An 18,659-nucleotide genomic window follows, 5' to 3' on the forward strand; every position below is an offset into this window, starting at 1 on the left:
CTCTCCCCCGCAGCGGCGAAGTGCCAAGGCGGCGGCCGGCGCGCAATCCCCGGACGCGTAACGAATTGTCGCACGAAGCTTTCTGGGCGATTGACGCGAATGGGCCGCCCCTGCGCCCGATCGCGGAGAAGGCTTCCCTTTTGCCGCCCGCGCCGCTAAAGCGCGCGCCCGATCCCCACACTCTTGCAAACGGAACGATTACTGGATGGCCAAGGAAGAACTCCTCGAAATGCGCGGCAAGGTGGTCGAACTGCTGCCCAACGCGATGTTCCGGGTGGAGCTCGAAAACGGTCACGAGGTACTCGGCCATACCGCCGGCAAGATGCGCAAGAACCGCATCCGCGTGCTCGTGGGGGACGAGGTTCTGTGCGAGCTGACGCCTTACGACCTGACCAAGGCGCGCATCACCTATCGCTTCATGCCCGGACGCGGCGGCCCGGGGCCGCAGTAAGCGGTGCCGCCCCTGCCCCGGCCCGGCGAACGCCGCCCGCAGGCGCGGGGGCTGCCATGAAAGGCCGCCCTGGGGCCGCCACCGGGGACGTAACGGGGGCCACGACGAGAGCCGCGACGGCGCACGCGACGGGGGCCCGGGCCCGGATGCCGACCCGATGACCGATTTCTCCTCTCCGCGCCAGGCGGCGGGCGACCGAGCGCTGCCTGCGCTCCTCCTCGCCTCCGCCAGCCCGCGCCGGCGCGAGCTGCTGGCCCGCCTGGGGGTGGAGCCGGCCGGGATCGCCCCTGCCGATATCGACGAAAGCCCCCTGCCCGGCGAACTGCCGCGCCCCTATGCCGCGCGCATGGCGCGGGAAAAGGCGCTGGCCGCGGCCGATGGAACGCGCCACGTCCTCGCCGGCGACACCGTCGTCGCGGCCGGGCGGCGCATCCTGCCCAAGGCGGAGGACGAGGCGACCGCGCGCGCCTGCCTGCAATTGCTGTCGGGACGGCGGCACCGGGTCTTCTCCTCGGTCGCGCTGCTCCACCCCGACGGGACCCTGCGCGAACGGCTGAGCGAGACGAGCGTGCGCTTCAAGCGCCTCTCGCGCGAAGAGGTCGACGCCTATATCGCCGGCGGCGAATGGCACGGAAAAGCCGGCGGCTACGCGATCCAGGGCGCCGCCGAAGGGCTGGTGGCCTGGATCCAGGGCAGCCATTCGGGCGTGGTCGGCCTGCCGCTGTTCGAAACGCGCGCGCTGCTCAAGGCGGCAGGGTTCGCCCTTGGCTGACTGGCTGGTCGAGGAAGGGATCGGCGAACACCGCGCGGTGCGGATCGCCGATGGCCGGATCGTCGAGGCGCACGTCGAATGGCCCGGCCGGGCGATGCCGGGCCAGGTGCTCGAGGGCCGCCTGCTCGCGCGTAATGCCGGCGGATCGCGTGGGAGAGTGGCCCTGCCCGGCGGCGAAGAGGCGCTCGTCGGCCGCCTGCCGCGCGACGCGGCCGAAGGGGCCGGCCTGCGGGTCGAGATCGTGCGCGCCGCGATCGGGGAACGGGGCCGCAGCAAGCTGGCGCAGGCCCGGCCGAGCGCCGCGGAACCGGCCGCGCCCACGCTGGCCGAGCGCCTTTCCGCCGCTGGCCGCGCGGTGCGCGTGGTCCACGCCTTCCCCCCCTGCGACTGGGACGAGCTGGTCGGCGAGGCGTTCGACGCGCGGATCGACTTCGCCGGCGGCACCCTGCTCCTCGCCCCGACGCCGGGCATGACCGTGATCGACATCGACGGGGCCTTGCCCCCGCGCGAGCTGGCGCTCGCCGCCTGCGCCCCGATCGCCGCCGCGCTGCGCCGTTTCGGGCTGGGCGGGACGGTGGCGATCGATTTCCCCACCCTCTCCGCGCGGGAGGATCGCCGCGCGGTCGACGCGGCGCTGGGCGCGGCGCTGGAAGGCTGGCCGCACGAGCGCACGGCGATGAACGGCTTCGGCCTCGTCCAGATCGTCGCGCGGCTGGAGCGGCCCTCGCTCCTCCACCTCGCGCATGTCGCGCCCGCCGCCCTCGCCGCGCGGCGCCTGCTTCGCCGGGCGGAACGGGTGGCGGAGCCGGGCGCGCTGCTGCTCGCCTGCCACCCGGCCGTCGCCGCGCAGCTTGCCCCGCCCTGGCTGGAGGAGCTGACCCGCCGCACCGGCCGCGCGGTGCGGATCGAATCCGACGCCGCCCTTGCCCCGGAGGCCGGTTTCGCGCAGGCGGTGGCGGCATGACCAAGCCCCGCCCCTGCCCGATCTGCAAGAAGCCGCGGCGCGAGGAATTCGCCCCCTTCTGCTCCGCCCGCTGCCGCGACCGCGACCTCGCCCAGTGGTTCAACGATGGCTATGCCGTACCCGGCCGCCCGGCGTCCCCGGACGAGATCGCGCGCGAGGACTGATTCCCCCCTTGCCAAGCCCGGCAGCCTTCGCCATAGGGCCGCTTCCAACCGCTCGCCGGCCTTTTCCGAAGGGTCGTTCGCAGAGTGCGCCCAGGTAGCTCAGTTGGTAGAGCATGCGACTGAAAATCGCAGTGTCGGCGGTTCGATTCCGTCCCTGGGCACCACCCCATCTATTTTTCGGTGTCTTTCCAGTCGTTTGCCGAGGTTCGGCAATTTTCCGGCGCACTAGGTTCGGCAAATTGCGACTCTAATCGCGCAAGCGCGCTGTCCGCGAGACGGGCACGGTTGGCCTTGGCGCGATAATGCACGAAGGTGTCAGACTTCCTGTGGCCGGTCACTGCCTGGCCCTCGGCGTCGGTGGCGCCGCGCTCGACCATCTGCCGCGATACGGACTTGCGCAGCCCATGAAGCGAGCACTGCGGTAGCCCGGCCTCATCGCACCACTTGCGCACGCGATTGCCCAGCCCTGCATCGGTGAAGGGTTTTCCGTAGACGGTGGTGATGAGGAAGCGGATCGGAGCGGCGGGAAGCGCGTCGATCGCTGCACGCGTGGTCGAGAGCATCGGGACGCTCGTCTCATGGCTGCCCTTCGCGTGCGCAACGTAGATCCGCCCGTTGCGGATATGGTCGCGCTCGATCTTGTTCACGTTGCAGCGTCGCCCCGCGGTGTTGAGCGTCAGCTCCAGCGTCAGCCGAGCCATAGTGCCGAGAGGATGCGTTGCCCGGAACTGCTCGATCTCGTCGTCAGTCCAATCGTGGAACCCGGCACCGTCTTTATATTTGGCAGTCAACTCGACCGGATTGCTGTTCCGCCACCCGAGGCGAATGGCGTGGTTCATCAGGCCCTTGAGCTTCTTGCGCAGGTCGTTCGCTGCTCCCGGCCTGTCGGCCATCTCCGCAAGCTTCGCGTCGAGCCATCCGACCGTTACCCTTTCGACCGGACGGCGGCCGTAGCGCCTTCCCTTCCTGTCCTCCCGGTTGAGAAAGCGATCGATGACCTGGCCGGCGACATGCTGATACCGCGGGCTGTTCTTGGTCCAGTGCACCGAAGCCTTGTAGCGCCGGAAGAGATCGTCGAGCGACCGCGGCTCGACCGGTTTCGGGCTCTTGGCGCCCTCCTTCGGGAGTTTGCCATCGCGCAAGATCGCCGCGACCGCCTCGAGCATCTCGGGCGAACCGGGCGGCCCAGGCACCATGGCGCTGCGGTAACCGGCCTTGCGGAAACGATATCGGATCTTGCCATGCCGGTCGCGTTCCGGTCGAACGTTGCGCGGCAGGTCAGTCGTCATCCGTCCATTCCTCCTCCGCCGCTGGCGGGGGCGGCGATTCGCCGATGATGACTTCGATCTCTGCTTTTTCCAAGCGCATGACGATCCGCGCGCAGTGGAACCCGGCCCTCGCAACTGCCTTGGTCGCTCGGTTCATGTCGTCCTGCGTGATGCGCGCTGGAGCGGTCATCGGTTGATCCTGTCGATATTCCCGTGCTTCACGTCGAATCTGACGGCGACGACCCACGGGTTGTCCTCCCAGCGCTGACCGGGCCTGTCGTGGAGGCTGTTCCAAAGCAGCTCGAACATGCGCCGCTGGCTGATCGCCGCCCCGCGGATGAAGCTGTACTCGGCGCCCTCCGCGATCGCATCCTCTTCGCTGATCTCCGCCACTCGCTGCACCCGGACGTCGGTCACAAGCAGCGTCAGGCGCGAAGCCCAGCGAGGCATGTGGATGGATGGATTCCACGGTCCCCAATACGGTTGCCATCCATGGTCCGGGTCGGTCCGGTAGTGAACCCTTCCGCCCCTCGCTTGGCTTGGCTTCTTTCCCCAGCCTATGCCGCTGACCGCGAAAGCCTCGCGCACGTAGAGCCGGTCGCCGGGGGCGTAGGGCATCTTCTTGACGAAGTTCCGCGTGCAGGGGCTGCCATCGATGTTCTGCCCCCAGTTCCAGATCTTGCCCTTGCGATCTGGCGCACAGAAGTTGCCCATGCTGTCGATGAATGGCGCCGGCTTGATCAGCCGCCGCGTCTGCGTCTTCCGCCCGTCGAGCAGCGCGCGAACCATCGGGGCTGCGAAGATGATGCCCTTGTCAGCCATTGCCAGCGCTTCCCGAATAATCCGGCAGCAGGTTCGGCATGTCGCCGGTGTCGTAAGCCGCTGCTATCCGCGGCCGCACCTCATCGCTGACCGTGCGCCCATTCGGCAGGACGATGTTCGCCATGAACTCGTCCTCAAATACGCTGATCTCGCTCTCGACCGCTTCGAGCTTCGCCTTGATGACCAGCGCCAGCGCGCGCCACCGCTGACGGCATGCTTGCTCCCATGCTTTGTGAGCCGCGTCTGCAGAGCGATCTCGACCAGTCGGCGTTACGGTGAATTCAGTGTCGCCGCGATCGGGCATCGGAAGAACGAAACGCACTTGGCGACCGAGCATGGTAAAGCCGATCACCGCCTGGTCCGCCGACCACCCGGACATGAACTGGTCCGCACCGTAGCGCTCGAGGATCCGCTCGATCTCGGCTTTACTGTTGGCGACCGGGACGCTCGTATCTTTCGCGTATCGGCTCATTCCCAAATCCTCCTCCGCGGCAGATGCCCGGTCGAAATCAGCTGCGCCCTCGCCTCGTCACGACTGATGCGGCGCCCGGCCGACCACGGTCCGAACGCTGCCGACACCGCCGCCTGGGCTTCGCCGTAGGCTTGTTCGGCCGCGTCGAGCTGCGCGAACGCATCGGCCAGGGCGCGGGTGCGCTGGAGTTGCGTGTCTTCGGCGCTCGGCAAATGGAGAACCTTGCCCGGCATCGAACGCTTCTTCGGTCGCGAGGTCATTCGTCATCCCTCTCATGCAGTCCCGCCGCGATCTCCTCGCGAGCGACTGCGAACCGGCGCAGACTGTCCTCGGCGGGCTCGCCAGCGCGGCGACATGCGACGATCTTGGAATCGAGCCAGGCCAGCGTGTCGGCACGCTCGCTCGTGGCGCTGCGTGGCAGATCGAGCGCCGCGCGGATAAGGCCGGAGCCGCTCATGCCGCCGCCCTTTCGTCCTGCTGGCCGGCTGCGACGTTTGCGCGCACCAGCGCCTCGGCGAGCGGCGGGCAGACGCTGTTGCCGCACTTGGCGACCTGGGCCGTCTTGGTGATCGGGTCGCCGGCAGCATCCCGGTCGATGATGTAATCCGGCGGGAACCCCTGCGCGTTGAAGAGCTCGCGCGGCGAGAGCATCCGCATGCCGATATCGACGATGACGTATTCCTCGCCCGCGATAGTGACGGTGACCAGACCGAAGCGGTCCTGAACGGTGACTGTGCCGAGCGGGCTTTCGAGGCCGTGACCGTCCTGCTCGTTCCCGTAGTATTTGATCATGAAGGCGCGGACTTCGGCCATGTGCGTGCCGGTGGCGCAAACCGTGTGCAGCGGTTCATCTACTCCGACACTGCTTGACCTGTCGTGGCTATCCTCCCCGCCGCGCAGCTTGACCAAGTTAGATGTGACAAGCCGCTGCTGACTACCCTTCGTCGCAATGGTCGAAATCGGATCGTCCGCAGCACGCCCGGCGAGCTTATCGTTGTTCGGGCCGCCATTGGCCTGTTCGATGTGCGCGGTGACGACGGCATGTCGAGGTGCGCCCGCCATAACCGTGTGGAGCGGCTCGGACGGATCGATCCCCTTCCCGTTCTGGGCAAACTTCTGCATGAACGCCGCGACCGCAACATTGTGATCCTTCTGCGACGCGGTGACCGTGTGAAGAGGACCCTCAACCGAGCGGTTTGCGCCGCCCTGCTGGGCGTAGCTGGCGAACGGCGCGAGGACGGCATCGACGCGGCCCAACGGCGCGCTGCCACCAGGTCGCTTCACGTAGCTGTTCGCGGTGACCGTATGCAGCGGTTCGTCTGCAGCATGCCCGACCGCGCCGGCCCGGAACTTCGTGATGTGCGGCACGACGAGCGCGCTATCGCCGCTTTGCGTGACCGTCGGGAACGGCTCCTTGGGCCCATGGCTGCCCTGCCCGCGACGTTTCCCCTTGTTGTCGACATCGCCGTGCGCCGTGCGCGCGAAGAGCGGCGAGGCACCCTCTGCCGGCACGATGAACGGTGCCGGATTGTTCACGACGAATTTCATGATCCCGTGCGCGATCCGCCGCAGCGTCTTCTCCGCCAGCGGCTTTTTACGCTCGAAGATCGACGGACAGGGAATCGACCAGTCGATGATCTCAGCCGCCGTGCGCCACGGCTTGAGCGTGTCGGGGCGCTTTACCTTGAAACCTGCCTTGCGCTGGCGGCGGGCCCATGCCTCCCGCTCATCGGGATCGGCCGGCGCATGTGTCGGCTCGGGCCAAACGATCGGCTCCCCATCGCAGCGAGCAATCATGAAGAAGCGCTTGCGGATCGTCGGCGCGCCGTAGTCGCATGCGCGCAACTCGCGAAACTGCAGCTTGTAGCCCGCCTTGCGCAGCTCGCGGCACCATTTGTCGAACGTCTCGCCCTGCCGCTCCTTGATCGGCTTCCCTTGGTCGCAGAGCGGGCCCCAGGTGCGGAATTCCTCGACGTTCTCGAGCAGGATGACCTGCGGCCGCACCCTTTGCGCCCACAGCACCACGACCCAGGCGAGATCGCGGATCGACTTCTCGCGCGGCTTGCCGCCCTTCGCCTTGCTGAAATGTTTGCAGTCGGGCGAGAACCACGCGAGGTCGACCGGGCGGCCTTTCACCACTTCGCGCGGGTCGACCTGCCAGATATTGTTGCGAATATGCAGGGTGCCGGGATGGTTGGCCTCGTGCATCCGGATGGCCTGTTCGTCGTGGTTGATGGCAATGTCCACGGCGCGGCCGAGCGCGGCTTCGATGCCGGTGCTAGCACCGCCGCCGCCGGCGAAGTTGTCGACGATCAGGCCCATCAGAACCCCACCCCGCTGTCTTCCGCCTGCGCATCAGCTGCATCGACGCTTTCCAGCTCCGAGCGACGCGCCTCGTAGGCCGCGACAACCCGCTGATGCAGTTCTGGCCGCGTTTTCTGGAGCCTATCGAGCGCCTTGACGCCGCCCTCGATGACCTCGGCCAGCTCTTCAGCTGATCTCGCTTTCGCTACGCCGGCCACATGATCGTCGGCCCACTCGGCAGCGCGATCCCGCTGATCTTCGACCTTGAGGGGGCGTACCGTATAGGGCGATCGCTTGGACCGCGTCTCGGTCAACGCCATCTGCTCGGGTTTGTCGATGCCGGTCATATGGCTGATCCGGATGCCCCCCACTTCCATGCCACCCCACTTCACTTTCGGGTCGCGGAACAGGGTCATCGACTTGCCGACGTACTGAGATGCGTCGGCACCCCAGATCTTCACCATTACACGGCGCATCGACTTGCAGGGGCGATAGGGCTTGTTGTTGTCGCCTTCGAAGAAGACGTTGACGGGCTGCTCGGCATTGCCCTCATTGCCGGTCACGCGCGTGATCGTGATCGTGCGCGGTCCGCCGATCAGATCGTCTGCGTTAAGCTGATCGCTCTTCGGCGCAATCGTTTGGGACATGTCTACCAAGATCTTTCTCCTTCACTCCGGTTGCGGGCCTGGCCCGCACGCGTCGGTGGCGATCGTCAGATCACCATTTCCTCTTCGGTCCGCCTTTCGGTCGGGTGGTATCCCCGCGCCTTCACGGCCGCGTGGAAGTCGGCAACGACCTCGTTGATCCGCGCCTCGAACTTGGCGGCGGCTTCGATGATCGCGTCTTGGACAGCCTGGTCCGCTTCGACACGGAAAACCGCCATCGGCAGGCCGCCCGAGTAGCTGACGAAGTCGCACCAGCGCCGGCCAGTGACGAGAAGCTGCGCCTGCACCTGGAGCGAGTATTCCTCGGGGATCGATGCGACGCCGGTCCATTCCTCGACGATCGTCTGGACCTGGTATTTCTGGCACCGCGACTTGCACTCGATCATGCCGTCAGCACCGACCAGACCGTCAGGCGAGCAACCGAGCGTGAAGCCCCATTTGTCGTTGGTGACGAAGCCGACTTCCTCGACGGGCGCGTACTCTCCGCTGTAGAGCGCGCGGGCCAATATCTCGTCCTCGTGGCCGCGCAGCATGGCGTCGGAGATGTATTGCGGTTCGACGAAGTGGCTGATGCGCTGCGCGGCAAGCTCCCAGAGGTGGGCGCGCGTCTTCACATTGTCCGCGATCTTGAGCTTGGGCGTCAGGATGCGATCGATCTCGCTCGCCGTCAGCAAGCCGCAGCGGGCCGCGTGCCATTCGTCGCTGCCCTGCACGAGGTCGTTGTGGTACTTGATCGTCATCGCAGCACGATCTCCCCCGTCGCCACCGCGGCGGCACCGGCCATGAGGCCGTTCGCCATGAGCGCGACGAGCAACCCGAGGACCAGGCCAAGGGCGGCGCCGAGGGCGTGGTGGCGGGTCAGCACGACACGCGCTCCCGGCATTGGACGCGCAGGCCATGCAGGGGGCACGTAACGACCCCATCCGCATCCGGTTCAAACGACGAGAGGTCGACCTTGCGATGCGGGCAAAGCAGCCGGCCGTCAGCTAGGCGCCGCGGTTCGACAATCTTGCCGTAGCGCTTGTCGAAGGCATCGAGCCACTTGGGGCGGTGGGGCGGCGAGTAGGTCCAACCCGAGACGCGACACCGCCGCTTCGCCAGATATGGCTTGCGCGGCACTTCCCGCCCCCGCTGAGCGAGCGGTGCGACCGCGACAGTGACCTCGGGCTTTTGCCACCATCTGCATTCGGTTATCTGGCGAACCTGCTTCGCAGTCAGGAAGCGAAAGTCGACGTGGAAGTGGACCGGCTCAAAGCCTATATCCTCCCGGTCGCGATGCGCGGGACCGAGCGTCGGCCACTGACCCGCGTACCCGCAATATCGGAAGTCGATGACCGGCACCATGTAGAAGCGACCGACGACCGGGGGCTCGCGCAATTCGGAGAGAAGCGGCGCACTCATCATCCCGCCCCCACCAGCGACCGGTCCACGCCAACCGCATCATCCCGCAGCGCATCGAACGGCCGCTCCGGCTCGAAGTCGTAGATCGGCAGCGCGAACAGCTCCTCGGCGTAGAGCGGACGCATCGCCTTCGGCGCGCCGGTGGCCTCGCACTTGCGCCAGACTGCCTGCGACTTCTGCTTGATCGCATAGCTGCGCAGGATGCCGGTCCGCCGCGCTTCGTCGCGGGCGTGGATCAGCAGTGCGTCCTTGTGCTGCAGCCCGGTCGCGTCCTGGGCATTGGCGAGCGCTTCGGTCAGATCGGCCGGTTCGCCAATATCGAGAGGGATGGCAGGGTGCAGCGAGCCGTGCGGGACGCGCCACGCCCGAAACGTGGTCGTCCTGGCGCCGTATGCGATTGCAGGAGCCAGCGAGAGGCGGTGAAGGCGTTCGGGCTGGCTCATGCTGCGCCTCCGGCTCTCGAAGCCAATTCGGCAGCGATCACTTCCGAGACGTCGGGGATGCTCCCAATGAGATCGAGCCACCGCGCTGCGCGCGTTTCATCGTAGGGGCACTGCGTGGCCTCGAATGTGCAACCGACCTCGGCAGTAACCGCGCCGCGGCGCAGGTTCTCAAGGCGGTCGTATACGGCCCAGGCGGCAGGGGTGACTGGCCGGAGTTCGGTCTTGTCGAACAGCGACCCCCAGATGTTGCCTGCGATCCCGCAACGAAAATCTGCAGGATCGATGTTCTCGAGAACGGCGCGCGCCTGCGGGCGACGGTGCCAGTCCGAGGCCTGTCCACGCCCGCCCGCTACCTCAGCGGACGTGGAGGTTGCGCCGGCGGAGCGCGCTGGGGGGACGGCGCGCGGACGGTGGGGGGCGGTAGCGACGGCGATTTTCGAGGGGGCGTTCATGCGCGGTACTCCAGCACGTACCGCTTCGCCTCTTCCTTGCTGACGTCCTTGCCGTCCCAATCAAGATAGACGGTGTCAGCATCGAGGGCGTCGATGATGTCGCAGATTGCCTGCTTCTGGCTGTCAGTGTCCTGCTGCTGCATCGCGCCGAGAGCCGTGGGCTCTTCATGGTAGCGCTGCAGTGCCTTGAACGCGGGACCGTCCTCGTTGAGGTCCCAGCCCTTCAATGTGCCCCACTTAAGGGAAAGGCTCTCCGCCATGCTTCATCTCCAACTTGCCCCGGGGTCTGCGCTTTCGGCTCACCCGGGCTGTTGGAGAGATAATCACAGGTTGTGACTTTCCCGTCAAGAACAAAATTCACATTTTGTGATCGCAGTGTTATGCGTCCTGCACGGCATCACGCTGGAAAGGAGACTGTGACCATGGAATGTTGGGCAAAGCTAATTGTCGCCGGGACGCTGATTCAGGTGCTTTTCCTGATCTTGACGATCCGCGAATATCGGCGACACGGCGAACTCTTGAGGCTGATCCAGAACAACCAGACCGCCAAGCCCGACGATGATAAAGCGTCGGGCGACAAGGCGGCATGCCGAGGAAAATGAAGATGGCGAAGCGAATCGAAGTGACGGTCGAGATGCTGGACCGTGCGGCCGGCTGCCTATTTCACTCCGGCGTTCTCAGCGCTCAAGCAGGTGAGCCAGATCGGCTGTTGCTAAGTCAGATTCTACAGGCAGCCCTTGGAGACGCGATACATATCCCGCGTGACGTCGCACTCTCGTCGAGAGATCGAAAAAGCCCCTTGCCCGATCCGCAATCTGACGAGCTGTAAGCTCGCCCCTTCCTTGCTTGGTTCGGAAATTATGGAAGGTGAAGAAGGGCTTGATCCCGTGAATCGCATTCCGGCTGATAAGAACGAAATGGGCGACTTCATGCCGCCGCCTTGCCGATCTCTCGATCTTGTTCTTCAGTGGTTGCCATGCCTCGGCGTAGGCGGGGTGCGCGTCGATAAAGCACTCGACACTTCTGTTCGTCATCGCGACACGGGTTTCAAACGACTGCACCACTTCGAACACCTGCCTGATCGGATGTGACGCTTCCTGCATCGGAACGCCGTGAAGCGCAGCGAACAAAGCCGACAGGTCAACCTCCACCTGTGACCAGGCGTGCAGGCACTCGCCGACCTCGCGATAGACAAGATCGTGCGGGGACGACATGCGGGCGCGCTCATTATCCGGTAGGGGCATCGATCAGCTCTGGCAGCTAATTATCGGGGTGGGCGGCAAAGGCGGGCGGGTCGCTGTTCCAGGCCCACCCGCCGATACTTCCTCAACGGTAGTGCATCGCGGCGTATTCAGCGACGCGATCAACCGCCTTGTCGATGCCACTCTTGTTCGACCCGCCGAACAAGCCGCCGCTGACGCTGCCCTCACCGCGCACTGTCGAAAGCACGGTGCCGTCCGGACCGACGAAATCGACCTCGAGCACGACCTTGGACCCGCCTGTGATTCCGGCGGTTAGATAGCGACCCACGCGGCTACCCTCATTGAAGCCGACGTAGCGGTAGCGCACCGTCAGCCCGTCGCCGCGTGCGAAGATCGGTGCATCACCAGAGAATAGCGCTTCTTCAAGCTGCTCCTGCGTGTAGGCCAGGTTCTCTGCATCGACGGGCACGATCATCTCACGGTCGCGCTCCACTTTTGCAGTGCTCGACCGATAGTTGGACCGATCCGCGGATTCGACCGTGAGCGCGCTGTTTGCGCACGCGGAAAGCACGATCGCCGCAGCGATCGAGATGATAACGTTCTTCATAGTTCCCCCTGTTGTTGCCCCTAAAATGATCAGTCGTCAGTGCCCGTTCGCGAAAGTGCTTTGGCAACCTCCGAAATCTGTCGCCGCACCGAGCTATCGGCGCTCATCCAAATTTCCAGAATGTCGCTCGGCAAATCGTTCGGATTATGGTCAAGCAAGTGGCCGGGCGTCAGATTAAGCGCTGGTGCCAGCTTCCGCAGCCACTTGGCTGATAGCCCCCGCTCACCCGATTCCAGATAACCAATCATGTTCGCGTTGGTCCCGACCAGCTCAGCCAGCTTCGCCTGCGTCAAACCGCGATATTCACGCCACGCCCGGAGGTGATTTGGGCCGCCATTTTTTGGCTGTTCGCTGAGGTCGTCGGGCATGTTCACAATATGCCATGACGGACAAATCTCGTCTCCGCACAGACTGTGACAAATCGCGCTTGCCATTATAGTCACAATATGTGACAAGACGGCATGTCGAACACACCTTCACCAAAAGCGCTGACGGAAGCCACTGGCATCAGTCCGTCGTATGCGAGCATGATCCTCAGTGGCGCGCGGGTGCCTGCGCGCCCTCTCGCGATCCACATCCTCCGCAAGACGGGCTGGCGGCATCCGATCCTCGCCGACTTGAGCGACGAGCAGATCGACGTGCTCGAAGAGGTCGAGCCGTATCGCGGTAAATCCCCCGACCAGCGGGACGAGGCGGCATGAGCGGGCCTCGCTACGTCGTCGGCACGGGTGCCCCGAGCCTCTTCGTCCCTGAGACGGCGGGCCACATCCTGCTCAGCGACGGTTCGTCCGTAGATGCGCCATCGCGTCGTCAAAAATCTTCTCAAGGAAAATCTGACAATGCTGCTTGATCGCATACACGCGGTCTGCCCCGATCGTGTTTGGCATGGCGTCGGACTTCTCGGTTTGACGCAAGATCGCATCGAACAGTTCTCGGGCCTGCGCTTCCGAGTAACCGGCCTGAATGACGACGAACGCCCAAAGGTGCGCGGTCGCGGCATTCTGCGCGGCGAGACTGCCGAAAATCTGATCTGTGGTCGCAAAATCTTCCGGCGTTGCCATTCCGGTTCTCCTTTCGACGGATCGATAGCAAGCCGGCCCTCCCCCCACCACCGGGATGAAGCAGCATGATCCGCGCGACCCTCATTCTCGCCGGCCGCCGCTATTTCTTCCAGTGGTCGCGCCTCGCGCGTCCCGCGAACGACGGGAGGGCGTGAGCCGTGGAGGACGTCGCAACCGCCATCTACGCCTGCATGGTTCTTGCGGTGCCGTTCCTCCTCGGTCTCGCCATCGGCCGCGGCGCTCGTCGTCCCAAGCCGACCCTTGAACACGCGTTTGGCTCGCGGGTCATCGCCGCAATCCATGACGTGCGATCCCGCCGTCAGTTCGTCGGCGAAGGCATGATCGTCAGCAACACGATGCGCATCCAACTGCCGGACGCGCGAGCGATCGACATCGAAATCCGGGAGCCCACCTGAATGCCCACCGTCACCATCGACACGTCCCCGCCCGGCTCCTGGCGCAACGCGCGCAACCCCGAGGGTCCGCGCTGCGCGGCCTGCGGACAGAACACCTGCGCCCACAGTGATCTCGTTTTTCACGGCGTCGTGCCTCCGATCGAGCTGAGCGACGCGGCTGGTCCTTCCTCCTTGCATGATCGGAGTATCGCCCGTGACCGATAGCCCTGTCGTTCCGAACCGCACTCCGCTGTCGGAAACGCAGTTCCGCGCCAACTGGCTCGTGGCCCTCGCGCGACTTTGCCGCGCGCATGGCGACGACCAGGTCGCGCTCTGGCTTGGCGTGTCCGAGCGTCACCTGCGAAACCTCAAGAGCGGCCAGTCCCTCCCGAGCGCCGACAAGATCTGGAACCTGCTGGCTTACGACGCCTCGGCACATGACGAACTGGATGCTGCGTTCGGCGTGAAGAACGTCGACGAGGCCGCGGTCTGCACCACCGATCCGCTGACGCTCGACATGATCTCGGTCGCGCAGGAGGTCGCTGAGCACGAGTGCCCGACCAGCCACGGCGGGTCGAAAACCACCGATCACGAACTTCGCCAGAAGGACGAGCCTCGTCTGCGCCGGGTGCACGGCATCATCGGCGGCTGGCTTCATCGCCTCGACGCGATGCGCGGCGTGGTGACGCTTCCGATCCACCGCCCTTCCCCCACGAAAGCCGAGAGGAACTGACCATGAATACGCACATCATCGCCGCGCTCGTCATCATTCTGTCGAGCGGTGTGGCACTTGCCACCACAATCCTCTGGCTTCGCGAGCGTAGCCGCCACCGGAAATCGAAGCGCTTCATGCGACAGGCGGTGCAGCTCGCCGACCGGCGGGCTTCGCAGATCGACCGCCTCGAGAACCAGGCGGCAAGTGACGGCAATCGCCTCAGCGAGCTCCGCGTCAGGAACGCCGAGCTGACCACCGAGCGGAACACGCTGCGCGACAAGATCGCCAAGCTCCAGCCCCTCGCCGACAAGGCCATCGCCGCCCAGCAGCAGCGTCTCCGCGCTTCGCAGGCCGCTGCGCAGAAGCGCCGCAAGGCCAAGGTCGCCGCACAGTGATCCCGGCGCGGGACGTGGCGGCCGCGAGAGAGGGAGGATGGGTCGTTCATGCCTGTCGCGCCGCCCGGGCGGTGGTCGCCGCTCCTTCGACCTGAGCCGCCGGCGTGAATCCTCCCCCGCCACACAGCATTCGAAAGGAACTGAATATGGCCGAAGTGACCGATGACAGGCTCCGCCTTTTGATCGAGCGGATCGAACGCCTCGAGGAAGAGAAGAAGGGTATCGCCGACGATATTCGCGATGTCTACGCCGAGGCCAAGGCTGTCGGCTACGACACCAAGATCATGCGCCAGGTCGTGCGTCTTCGGAAGATGACGCCGGACGATCGCGCCGAGATGGAAGCCATCCTCGAGAGCTATAAATGCGCGCTCGGGATGGGCTTCGACAGCACTCCGCTTGGCCGTGCGGCCAGCGAGTACGACGAGCATCTCAGCGCGATGGACGCCAAGGGCATCGGTGTTTCGATGGGCGTTGGCGATGGCCCGATGCACCCGCTTAATGAAACAGCTCGCCGACAGGCGGCGGCATGATCGTAATGGGGTTCCCTCCTGCAAGCCTTTCCGGCCATGCGAAGGGCGGGTGGCGCGGTAGGTCCGCCGTGACGCGCAGGTGGCGCGAAGACGCACGGCTAGCGACATTGGCCGCAAGGCCGTGCGTTCCTGCGGGAGGCGACATCCCAGTCCATTTTCGGTTCGTGCCGCCCGACAGGCGTTCCGACCGTCTAAATTTCCCTAATCGGATCAAACCAATAGCCGACGGCATTGCCGACGCCTTGAAGGTCAACGACCGGCGCTTTTTGCCCTCATACGAATTCGCTGCGCCAGAGCCGCCTGGACGGATCGAGATCACGTTTGTGGAGGTGTCGGGATGAGCCAGAATCGCTCCTCGGCTGTGATGCAGCAGCGCAGCGAGCCGCACGACAGCCTAGACGACTTCCCCACCCCTCCTTGGGCGACGCGGGCGCTGTGCGAATGGCTCAATGCGCGTGGCGAAGAGACGGCGCACTTCAACGTGCGGGAACCTACCGCAAACCGGGGCCACATGGTCGCGCCGCTGCGAGAGTATTTCCGGCGCGTCGAGGCGAGCGATGTCCATGACTATGGCGTGGGGTTTCCGGTCGGAGACTACCTGTTCGGTCCAGAACCTGAGCTGATCCACTACACGATCACCAACCCGCCGTTCCGCCTCGCAGAGCAGTTCATCGAGCGCATGGCGGCCACGAGCGAATTCGGCTTCGCGGTCCTCGTGCGCGCGGCATTTCTCGAAGGCCAAGGCCGATTCGAGCGGCTGTTCTCGAAGAACCCACCTTCCCATGTTCTTCAGTTCTCCGAGCGCGTCGTCATGCACAAAGGCCGTCTCGCGCCTGAAGGCTCGACGGCGACCGCCTATGCATGGCTTGTGTGGCTTGACGGCGGCGCAGGCGATAACGGCGAGACCTACTGCGAGTGGATCCCGCCCTGCCGAAAGCGCCTGGAGCGCCCCAGCGACTATCCGGAGGTCGCCGCGGCATGAGCTCGGCCGTCCGCCTCCTCAAAACCGTAGCGCCTACTGCTTGTCACCCCCGACAGCTTGCGGATCGGAGGTCGCAATGACGACGTCCGAGCAGCAGTACGCCTACCAGCGCATGCGTCGAATGCCTGAAATGATCGAGGCAACCGAGCGCAAGCTGCTAGGGCTCTATCGCGAGGCTCGGCGGTATGGGATGGCCGATCTTCTCGAGAGCCGGCGCCTCTACCACGCGGTATCGCGTGCCGATTGCACGAACGCGAATGATGATCGCGCCAGTTCCTCAGTCGGCAGCGACGTCGCGGCTGCAGGTGAGCGCCAATGAGGCAGGCGGTCCCCGTCATCCACGTGCACGCGCGCGCTGAGCGTGAGGCGTGGGATGCGTACCGCGCGATGCTCGAGCAGCAGCGCGCGAACCCCGCCCTTTTCGACAACCGCGCCTGGGGGCGGCTTCGCGATGAAGCCTATGCCCGATGGCACAAGCATTTTGTGGTCGCGTAATGGCAGCGCTGGAGAACCTCGAGGCCGAGACTGAACTGCTCGGCCAGATGCTGTTCGAGAACAGCGTGATCGACGCGATCGCGGACAGGCTGACCGCGGGCGATTTCTCGCATGCGGTTCACGGGCGAATATTCGACCTGGCGGTATCAGAATTTTCGGCAGGCCGCGCCGCAAACCCGGTCACTCTGAAACCCTACCTCGAACGCGACGAGGATCTGCAGCAACTCGGCGGCGCGCGCTATCTTGCCGAGCTCACGGGAGGCGCGAGTCTTGCAGTTTCGGCTCGAGACCTGGCGCACTCGATTGCAGATCTCTCGCGTCGTCGGCGCATCAGGGACGGTCTCGCCGAAGCGCAAGCGCTTTGCGGCGACATGGATGCGACGCACGCGCAGATCATTGCCCACGCCGACGAGGCGCTGACCGAGAACGGCAAGGACAGCCTCCACCAGCCCACTGGTGGAGAGTGCTTCGACGAGTTGATCAGCGGCTTCTCCGAGAAGTCGATTGGCGTCACCTGCCGGTCCATCCCGTCTCTGGACGACGTTCTCGGCCCCCTGAGGCCCAAGCAGCTCGTCATCGGCGCCGGTCGCCCCGGTATGGGCAAAACGGCCGTGGCGCTTTCCTACGCGCTCGGTGCGGCCAGGAATGGCCACGGCGTGCTGTTTGTCTCGCTCGAAATGTCGAGCCGTGAACTGGCGCAGCGTCTCGCATCCGACCTCTGTTTCGACCGCGACCCTATCCCCTTCGCCGCGATCCGCGACGCTCGGCTGACGGCCGATCAGCACAAACTGCTGCACGAAGCACGCGACTACATGCGCGAATTGCCGTTCCAAGTGATCGACGCCGGCAGCCTCACCACCGGGCGGCTTTCGTCCCTCATCCGCCGTCACGCGCGCCGCATGGAAGCCAAGGGGCAGCAGCTGGAACTGGTCGTGATCGACTATCTCCAGCTTCTCTCTCCCGACGCCCGGCCGCGATCGAACTACGAGGCCGTCTCGGAGGTGTCGCGCGCGCTCAAGGCCATGGCGAAAGACCACGGGGTGCCAATCCTTGCGCTCGCTCAGCTCAGCCGCGAGGTCGAGAAGCGCCCCGACAAACGCCCCCAGCTATCGGATCTGCGCGACAGCGGTCAGATCGAACAGGACGCCGACGCGGTCATGTTCCTGATGCGGGCCGAGTACTACCTGCGCAAGGAGGAGCCGCTGGTAACCGACCCGAAGCGCATTGCCTGGGAAGAGGCGATGGAGAAGGCTCGGAACAAGATCGAGTTCATCGTCGCCAAGCGCCGGAATGGGGTTGAGGGCAGTGCCCATGGAGAGTTCCATGGCGCCTATCAGGCGGTGCGTGGATGAGCGGCTTCATCGCCATGCAGCGCGAAGCGCTCGACCACCCGCTCCTGCAGGACGCGGAGCGGTTCCGCGCGTGGTTCTGGCTCATCGCCAACGCGGCATGGAAACCGACGACGACACGCATTAAGGGCGAAACGATCACGCTGCAGCGCGGCGAGTTGTCGTTCTCACAGCGATTTCTGGCCGAGAAATGGGGCATGTCGAAGAGCCGGGTAGACCGTTTCCTCGCCGATTTGCGCGCCGAAGGCATGATCGCGACGCGTTCAAAAAACGGGGCAACCGCCGGACACAAAGCGGGGCAAGGCCAAAGCATCATAACCATTTGTAACTACGAGAAATATCAAGACCCCGAAAACGGCGCGCGGGGCAACAGCGGGGCAACGTCCGGGGCAACAGCGGGGCAACAGCGGGGCAAAGAAGAACAAGGGAACAAAGAACCTAAAGGTTCTAGCGCGCGCGAGCGCGCGCCCATCGAATGTCCGGAGGACGTTGATCCGACGGTGTGGCGAGATTTCCGCAAGCTCCGCGAACGCCAGAAGGCCCCGATCACCGAAACCGCGCTCAACGCGATCCGCAAGGAGGCCGGGAAAGCGGGATGGCGGATGAACGACGCGCTCACCGAGTGCGTGGCCCGCTCATGGCGGGGCTTCAAGGCCGCCTGGGTCGTCGACGATCACCACCAGCGCGCGCCGCCGAGCGTGACCGGACCATCTTTCCTCGATCACCAGCTGCAACAGCACCGAGCCTGAC

The 18,659-nt window shown here is 65.2% G+C and carries 32 protein-coding genes, 1 tRNA gene and 1 pseudogene; 16 read left to right on the forward strand and 18 right to left on the reverse strand.

Annotated elements, in window-relative coordinates:
- Nucleotides 1–205: 205 nt before the first annotated feature.
- The 5 genes from infA (at nt 206) to T8T98_RS09250 (ending at nt 2,515) form a co-directional block, all read left to right on the forward strand.
- Nucleotides 206–451 carry a translation initiation factor IF-1 gene (gene infA / locus T8T98_RS09230; protein WP_047806247.1) on the forward strand — a complete coding sequence of 82 codons (246 nt, stop codon included), beginning with the start codon at nt 206–208 and terminating at the stop codon, nt 449–451.
- A 157-nt stretch (nt 452–608) separates the two neighbouring features.
- Nucleotides 609–1,223, forward strand: coding sequence for a Maf family protein (locus tag T8T98_RS09235; protein ID WP_251105411.1), 615 nt, complete (start codon nt 609–611; stop codon nt 1,221–1,223).
- Nucleotides 1,216–2,187 carry an Rne/Rng family ribonuclease gene (locus T8T98_RS09240; RefSeq protein ID WP_251105410.1) on the forward strand — a complete coding sequence of 324 codons (972 nt, stop codon included), beginning with the start codon at nt 1,216–1,218 and terminating at the stop codon, nt 2,185–2,187. Before T8T98_RS09235 ends, T8T98_RS09240 begins: the two co-directional genes overlap by 8 nt.
- The gene (locus tag T8T98_RS09245; protein ID WP_160733107.1) at nt 2,184–2,351 is read left to right on the forward strand and encodes a DNA gyrase inhibitor YacG; all 168 of its coding nucleotides are present in this window, start codon (nt 2,184–2,186) and stop codon (nt 2,349–2,351) included. The genes T8T98_RS09240 and T8T98_RS09245 overlap by 4 nt, the downstream gene beginning before the upstream one ends.
- Before the next feature lie 88 nt (nt 2,352–2,439).
- Nucleotides 2,440–2,515 (forward strand) — tRNA-Phe (locus tag T8T98_RS09250).
- Between the two features lie 6 nt (nt 2,516–2,521).
- On the opposite strand, the gene T8T98_RS09255 is transcribed toward T8T98_RS09250, so the two are convergent.
- From T8T98_RS09255 to T8T98_RS09320, 14 genes are read right to left on the reverse strand one after another with little or no spacing between them, the layout of a single operon-like run.
- Complete coding sequence (locus tag T8T98_RS09255) at nt 2,522–3,640, reverse strand: tyrosine-type recombinase/integrase (protein WP_322295592.1); 1,119 nt, start codon at nt 3,638–3,640, stop codon at nt 2,522–2,524.
- On the reverse strand, nt 3,630–3,809 hold the full coding sequence (locus T8T98_RS09260; RefSeq protein ID WP_251105408.1) for a hypothetical protein: 180 nt from the start codon (nt 3,807–3,809) through the stop codon (nt 3,630–3,632). The genes T8T98_RS09255 and T8T98_RS09260 overlap by 11 nt, the downstream gene beginning before the upstream one ends.
- Nucleotides 3,806–4,441: a hypothetical protein gene (locus T8T98_RS09265; RefSeq protein ID WP_322295593.1), complete on the reverse strand. Its 636-nt coding sequence runs from the start codon at nt 4,439–4,441 to the stop codon at nt 3,806–3,808. The genes T8T98_RS09260 and T8T98_RS09265 overlap by 4 nt, the downstream gene beginning before the upstream one ends.
- Nucleotides 4,434–4,913 carry a hypothetical protein gene (locus tag T8T98_RS09270; RefSeq protein WP_251105406.1) on the reverse strand — a complete coding sequence of 160 codons (480 nt, stop codon included), beginning with the start codon at nt 4,911–4,913 and terminating at the stop codon, nt 4,434–4,436. The genes T8T98_RS09265 and T8T98_RS09270 overlap by 8 nt, the downstream gene beginning before the upstream one ends.
- Nucleotides 4,910–5,173 (reverse strand): hypothetical protein, encoded by a 264-nt coding sequence (locus tag T8T98_RS09275; protein ID WP_322295594.1) that lies wholly within the window; start codon nt 5,171–5,173, stop codon nt 4,910–4,912. Before T8T98_RS09275 ends, T8T98_RS09270 begins: the two co-directional genes overlap by 4 nt.
- Nucleotides 5,170–5,370, reverse strand: coding sequence for a hypothetical protein (locus tag T8T98_RS09280; protein ID WP_322295595.1), 201 nt, complete (start codon nt 5,368–5,370; stop codon nt 5,170–5,172). The genes T8T98_RS09275 and T8T98_RS09280 overlap by 4 nt, the downstream gene beginning before the upstream one ends.
- On the reverse strand, nt 5,367–7,235 hold the full coding sequence (locus T8T98_RS09285) for a DNA cytosine methyltransferase (protein WP_322295596.1): 1,869 nt from the start codon (nt 7,233–7,235) through the stop codon (nt 5,367–5,369). The genes T8T98_RS09280 and T8T98_RS09285 overlap by 4 nt, the downstream gene beginning before the upstream one ends.
- Nucleotides 7,235–7,873: a hypothetical protein gene (locus T8T98_RS09290; RefSeq protein WP_322295597.1), complete on the reverse strand. Its 639-nt coding sequence runs from the start codon at nt 7,871–7,873 to the stop codon at nt 7,235–7,237. Before T8T98_RS09290 ends, T8T98_RS09285 begins: the two co-directional genes overlap by 1 nt.
- Before the next feature lie 56 nt (nt 7,874–7,929).
- Entirely contained in the window at nt 7,930–8,622 is a 693-nt protein-coding gene (locus T8T98_RS09295) for a lambda exonuclease family protein (protein WP_322295598.1), read from the reverse strand.
- Nucleotides 8,619–8,765: a hypothetical protein gene (locus T8T98_RS09300; RefSeq protein WP_322295599.1), complete on the reverse strand. Its 147-nt coding sequence runs from the start codon at nt 8,763–8,765 to the stop codon at nt 8,619–8,621. The genes T8T98_RS09295 and T8T98_RS09300 overlap by 4 nt, the downstream gene beginning before the upstream one ends.
- Entirely contained in the window at nt 8,741–9,286 is a 546-nt protein-coding gene (locus tag T8T98_RS09305; RefSeq protein ID WP_322295600.1) for a Rieske 2Fe-2S domain-containing protein, read from the reverse strand. The genes T8T98_RS09300 and T8T98_RS09305 overlap by 25 nt, the downstream gene beginning before the upstream one ends.
- Complete coding sequence (locus T8T98_RS09310; RefSeq protein ID WP_322295601.1) at nt 9,283–9,726, reverse strand: hypothetical protein; 444 nt, start codon at nt 9,724–9,726, stop codon at nt 9,283–9,285. Before T8T98_RS09310 ends, T8T98_RS09305 begins: the two co-directional genes overlap by 4 nt.
- Complete coding sequence (locus tag T8T98_RS09315; protein ID WP_322295602.1) at nt 9,723–10,178, reverse strand: hypothetical protein; 456 nt, start codon at nt 10,176–10,178, stop codon at nt 9,723–9,725. The genes T8T98_RS09310 and T8T98_RS09315 overlap by 4 nt, the downstream gene beginning before the upstream one ends.
- Nucleotides 10,175–10,438 carry a hypothetical protein gene (locus T8T98_RS09320; protein WP_147391779.1) on the reverse strand — a complete coding sequence of 88 codons (264 nt, stop codon included), beginning with the start codon at nt 10,436–10,438 and terminating at the stop codon, nt 10,175–10,177. Before T8T98_RS09320 ends, T8T98_RS09315 begins: the two co-directional genes overlap by 4 nt.
- A gap of 156 nt (nt 10,439–10,594) precedes the next feature.
- On the opposite strand from T8T98_RS09320, the gene T8T98_RS09325 reads away from it, so the two are divergent.
- On the forward strand, nt 10,595–10,780 hold the full coding sequence (locus T8T98_RS09325) for a hypothetical protein (RefSeq protein ID WP_322295603.1): 186 nt from the start codon (nt 10,595–10,597) through the stop codon (nt 10,778–10,780).
- Nucleotides 10,781–10,855: 75 nt separating this feature from the next.
- On the opposite strand, the gene T8T98_RS09330 is transcribed toward T8T98_RS09325, so the two are convergent.
- The 3 genes from T8T98_RS09330 to T8T98_RS09340 all read right to left on the reverse strand — a co-directional run bounded on the left by T8T98_RS09330 (nt 10,856) and on the right by T8T98_RS09340 (nt 12,355).
- The gene (locus tag T8T98_RS09330; RefSeq protein WP_322295604.1) at nt 10,856–11,422 is read right to left on the reverse strand and encodes a hypothetical protein; all 567 of its coding nucleotides are present in this window, start codon (nt 11,420–11,422) and stop codon (nt 10,856–10,858) included.
- An 82-nt stretch (nt 11,423–11,504) separates the two neighbouring features.
- Nucleotides 11,505–11,987, reverse strand: coding sequence for a hypothetical protein (locus T8T98_RS09335; protein ID WP_322295605.1), 483 nt, complete (start codon nt 11,985–11,987; stop codon nt 11,505–11,507).
- 29 nt (nt 11,988–12,016) lie between these two features.
- Nucleotides 12,017–12,355 carry a helix-turn-helix domain-containing protein gene (locus T8T98_RS09340; protein WP_322295606.1) on the reverse strand — a complete coding sequence of 113 codons (339 nt, stop codon included), beginning with the start codon at nt 12,353–12,355 and terminating at the stop codon, nt 12,017–12,019.
- A gap of 93 nt (nt 12,356–12,448) precedes the next feature.
- Between T8T98_RS09340 and T8T98_RS09345 the strand changes: the two genes are divergently transcribed.
- Nucleotides 12,449–12,688 (forward strand): hypothetical protein, encoded by a 240-nt coding sequence (locus T8T98_RS09345; RefSeq protein WP_322295607.1) that lies wholly within the window; start codon nt 12,449–12,451, stop codon nt 12,686–12,688.
- A 72-nt stretch (nt 12,689–12,760) separates the two neighbouring features.
- Here T8T98_RS09345 and T8T98_RS09350 read toward each other — a convergent pair whose 3' ends face one another.
- Complete coding sequence (locus tag T8T98_RS09350) at nt 12,761–13,048, reverse strand: hypothetical protein (protein WP_322295608.1); 288 nt, start codon at nt 13,046–13,048, stop codon at nt 12,761–12,763.
- A gap of 158 nt (nt 13,049–13,206) precedes the next feature.
- Here T8T98_RS09350 and T8T98_RS09355 point away from each other — a divergent pair, with 158 nt between their 5' ends.
- The 9 genes and pseudogenes from T8T98_RS09355 to T8T98_RS09395 all read left to right on the forward strand — a co-directional run bounded on the left by T8T98_RS09355 (nt 13,207) and on the right by T8T98_RS09395 (nt 18,658).
- Nucleotides 13,207–13,464, forward strand: a complete 258-nt coding sequence (locus tag T8T98_RS09355; RefSeq protein ID WP_322295609.1) for a hypothetical protein — start codon at nt 13,207–13,209, stop codon at nt 13,462–13,464.
- 193 nt (nt 13,465–13,657) lie between these two features.
- Entirely contained in the window at nt 13,658–14,176 is a 519-nt protein-coding gene (locus T8T98_RS09360) for a hypothetical protein (protein WP_322295610.1), read from the forward strand.
- Nucleotides 14,177–14,178: 2 nt separating this feature from the next.
- Entirely contained in the window at nt 14,179–14,553 is a 375-nt protein-coding gene (locus T8T98_RS09365; protein WP_322295611.1) for a hypothetical protein, read from the forward strand.
- Between the two features lie 146 nt (nt 14,554–14,699).
- Nucleotides 14,700–14,930, forward strand: a pseudogene (locus T8T98_RS09370) (DUF2312 domain-containing protein); the annotation flags it as partial.
- A 490-nt stretch (nt 14,931–15,420) separates the two neighbouring features.
- Nucleotides 15,421–16,065: a hypothetical protein gene (locus tag T8T98_RS09375; RefSeq protein WP_322295612.1), complete on the forward strand. Its 645-nt coding sequence runs from the start codon at nt 15,421–15,423 to the stop codon at nt 16,063–16,065.
- Between the two features lie 76 nt (nt 16,066–16,141).
- Nucleotides 16,142–16,384, forward strand: coding sequence for a hypothetical protein (locus T8T98_RS09380; protein ID WP_322295613.1), 243 nt, complete (start codon nt 16,142–16,144; stop codon nt 16,382–16,384).
- Entirely contained in the window at nt 16,381–16,560 is a 180-nt protein-coding gene (locus T8T98_RS09385) for a hypothetical protein (RefSeq protein ID WP_322295614.1), read from the forward strand. The genes T8T98_RS09380 and T8T98_RS09385 overlap by 4 nt, the downstream gene beginning before the upstream one ends.
- The gene (locus T8T98_RS09390; RefSeq protein ID WP_322295615.1) at nt 16,560–17,912 is read left to right on the forward strand and encodes a replicative DNA helicase; all 1,353 of its coding nucleotides are present in this window, start codon (nt 16,560–16,562) and stop codon (nt 17,910–17,912) included. Before T8T98_RS09385 ends, T8T98_RS09390 begins: the two co-directional genes overlap by 1 nt.
- Nucleotides 17,909–18,658, forward strand: a complete 750-nt coding sequence (locus tag T8T98_RS09395) for a helix-turn-helix domain-containing protein (protein WP_322295616.1) — start codon at nt 17,909–17,911, stop codon at nt 18,656–18,658. The genes T8T98_RS09390 and T8T98_RS09395 overlap by 4 nt, the downstream gene beginning before the upstream one ends.
- Nucleotide 18,659: the final 1 nt, after the last annotated feature.

The organism is Pelagerythrobacter marinus, from assembly GCF_034375205.1.
Lineage (GTDB): Bacteria > Pseudomonadota > Alphaproteobacteria > Sphingomonadales > Sphingomonadaceae > Pelagerythrobacter > Pelagerythrobacter marinus.

What these genes read in the sequence shown, in the direction of transcription:
- T8T98_RS09260 (WP_251105408.1), bottom strand. Translation starts at nt 3,809, where the DNA reads ATGACCGCTCCAGCGCGCATCACGCAGGACGACATGAACCGAGCGACC.
- T8T98_RS09305 (WP_322295600.1), bottom strand. Translation starts at nt 9,286, where the DNA reads ATGATGAGTGCGCCGCTTCTCTCCGAATTGCGCGAGCCCCCGGTCGTC.
- T8T98_RS09255 (WP_322295592.1), bottom strand. Translation starts at nt 3,640, where the DNA reads ATGACGACTGACCTGCCGCGCAACGTTCGACCGGAACGCGACCGGCAT.
- T8T98_RS09335 (WP_322295605.1), bottom strand. Translation starts at nt 11,987, where the DNA reads ATGAAGAACGTTATCATCTCGATCGCTGCGGCGATCGTGCTTTCCGCG.
- T8T98_RS09385 (WP_322295614.1), top strand. Translation starts at nt 16,381, where the DNA reads ATGAGGCAGGCGGTCCCCGTCATCCACGTGCACGCGCGCGCTGAGCGT.
- T8T98_RS09280 (WP_322295595.1), bottom strand. Translation starts at nt 5,370, where the DNA reads ATGAGCGGCTCCGGCCTTATCCGCGCGGCGCTCGATCTGCCACGCAGC.
- infA (WP_047806247.1), top strand. Translation starts at nt 206, where the DNA reads ATGGCCAAGGAAGAACTCCTCGAAATGCGCGGCAAGGTGGTCGAACTG.
- T8T98_RS09265 (WP_322295593.1), bottom strand. Translation starts at nt 4,441, where the DNA reads ATGGCTGACAAGGGCATCATCTTCGCAGCCCCGATGGTTCGCGCGCTG.
- T8T98_RS09345 (WP_322295607.1), top strand. Translation starts at nt 12,449, where the DNA reads ATGTCGAACACACCTTCACCAAAAGCGCTGACGGAAGCCACTGGCATC.
- T8T98_RS09300 (WP_322295599.1), bottom strand. Translation starts at nt 8,765, where the DNA reads ATGCCGGGAGCGCGTGTCGTGCTGACCCGCCACCACGCCCTCGGCGCC.
- T8T98_RS09340 (WP_322295606.1), bottom strand. Translation starts at nt 12,355, where the DNA reads ATGCCCGACGACCTCAGCGAACAGCCAAAAAATGGCGGCCCAAATCAC.
- T8T98_RS09270 (WP_251105406.1), bottom strand. Translation starts at nt 4,913, where the DNA reads ATGAGCCGATACGCGAAAGATACGAGCGTCCCGGTCGCCAACAGTAAA.
- T8T98_RS09285 (WP_322295596.1), bottom strand. Translation starts at nt 7,235, where the DNA reads ATGGGCCTGATCGTCGACAACTTCGCCGGCGGCGGCGGTGCTAGCACC.
- T8T98_RS09390 (WP_322295615.1), top strand. Translation starts at nt 16,560, where the DNA reads ATGGCAGCGCTGGAGAACCTCGAGGCCGAGACTGAACTGCTCGGCCAG.
- T8T98_RS09295 (WP_322295598.1), bottom strand. Translation starts at nt 8,622, where the DNA reads ATGACGATCAAGTACCACAACGACCTCGTGCAGGGCAGCGACGAATGG.
- T8T98_RS09275 (WP_322295594.1), bottom strand. Translation starts at nt 5,173, where the DNA reads ATGACCTCGCGACCGAAGAAGCGTTCGATGCCGGGCAAGGTTCTCCAT.
- T8T98_RS09365 (WP_322295611.1), top strand. Translation starts at nt 14,179, where the DNA reads ATGAATACGCACATCATCGCCGCGCTCGTCATCATTCTGTCGAGCGGT.
- T8T98_RS09245 (WP_160733107.1), top strand. Translation starts at nt 2,184, where the DNA reads ATGACCAAGCCCCGCCCCTGCCCGATCTGCAAGAAGCCGCGGCGCGAG.
- T8T98_RS09330 (WP_322295604.1), bottom strand. Translation starts at nt 11,422, where the DNA reads ATGCCCCTACCGGATAATGAGCGCGCCCGCATGTCGTCCCCGCACGAT.
- T8T98_RS09380 (WP_322295613.1), top strand. Translation starts at nt 16,142, where the DNA reads ATGACGACGTCCGAGCAGCAGTACGCCTACCAGCGCATGCGTCGAATG.
- T8T98_RS09315 (WP_322295602.1), bottom strand. Translation starts at nt 10,178, where the DNA reads ATGAACGCCCCCTCGAAAATCGCCGTCGCTACCGCCCCCCACCGTCCG.
- T8T98_RS09320 (WP_147391779.1), bottom strand. Translation starts at nt 10,438, where the DNA reads ATGGCGGAGAGCCTTTCCCTTAAGTGGGGCACATTGAAGGGCTGGGAC.
- T8T98_RS09310 (WP_322295601.1), bottom strand. Translation starts at nt 9,726, where the DNA reads ATGAGCCAGCCCGAACGCCTTCACCGCCTCTCGCTGGCTCCTGCAATC.
- T8T98_RS09395 (WP_322295616.1), top strand. Translation starts at nt 17,909, where the DNA reads ATGAGCGGCTTCATCGCCATGCAGCGCGAAGCGCTCGACCACCCGCTC.
- T8T98_RS09350 (WP_322295608.1), bottom strand. Translation starts at nt 13,048, where the DNA reads ATGGCAACGCCGGAAGATTTTGCGACCACAGATCAGATTTTCGGCAGT.
- T8T98_RS09235 (WP_251105411.1), top strand. Translation starts at nt 609, where the DNA reads ATGACCGATTTCTCCTCTCCGCGCCAGGCGGCGGGCGACCGAGCGCTG.
- T8T98_RS09375 (WP_322295612.1), top strand. Translation starts at nt 15,421, where the DNA reads ATGAGCCAGAATCGCTCCTCGGCTGTGATGCAGCAGCGCAGCGAGCCG.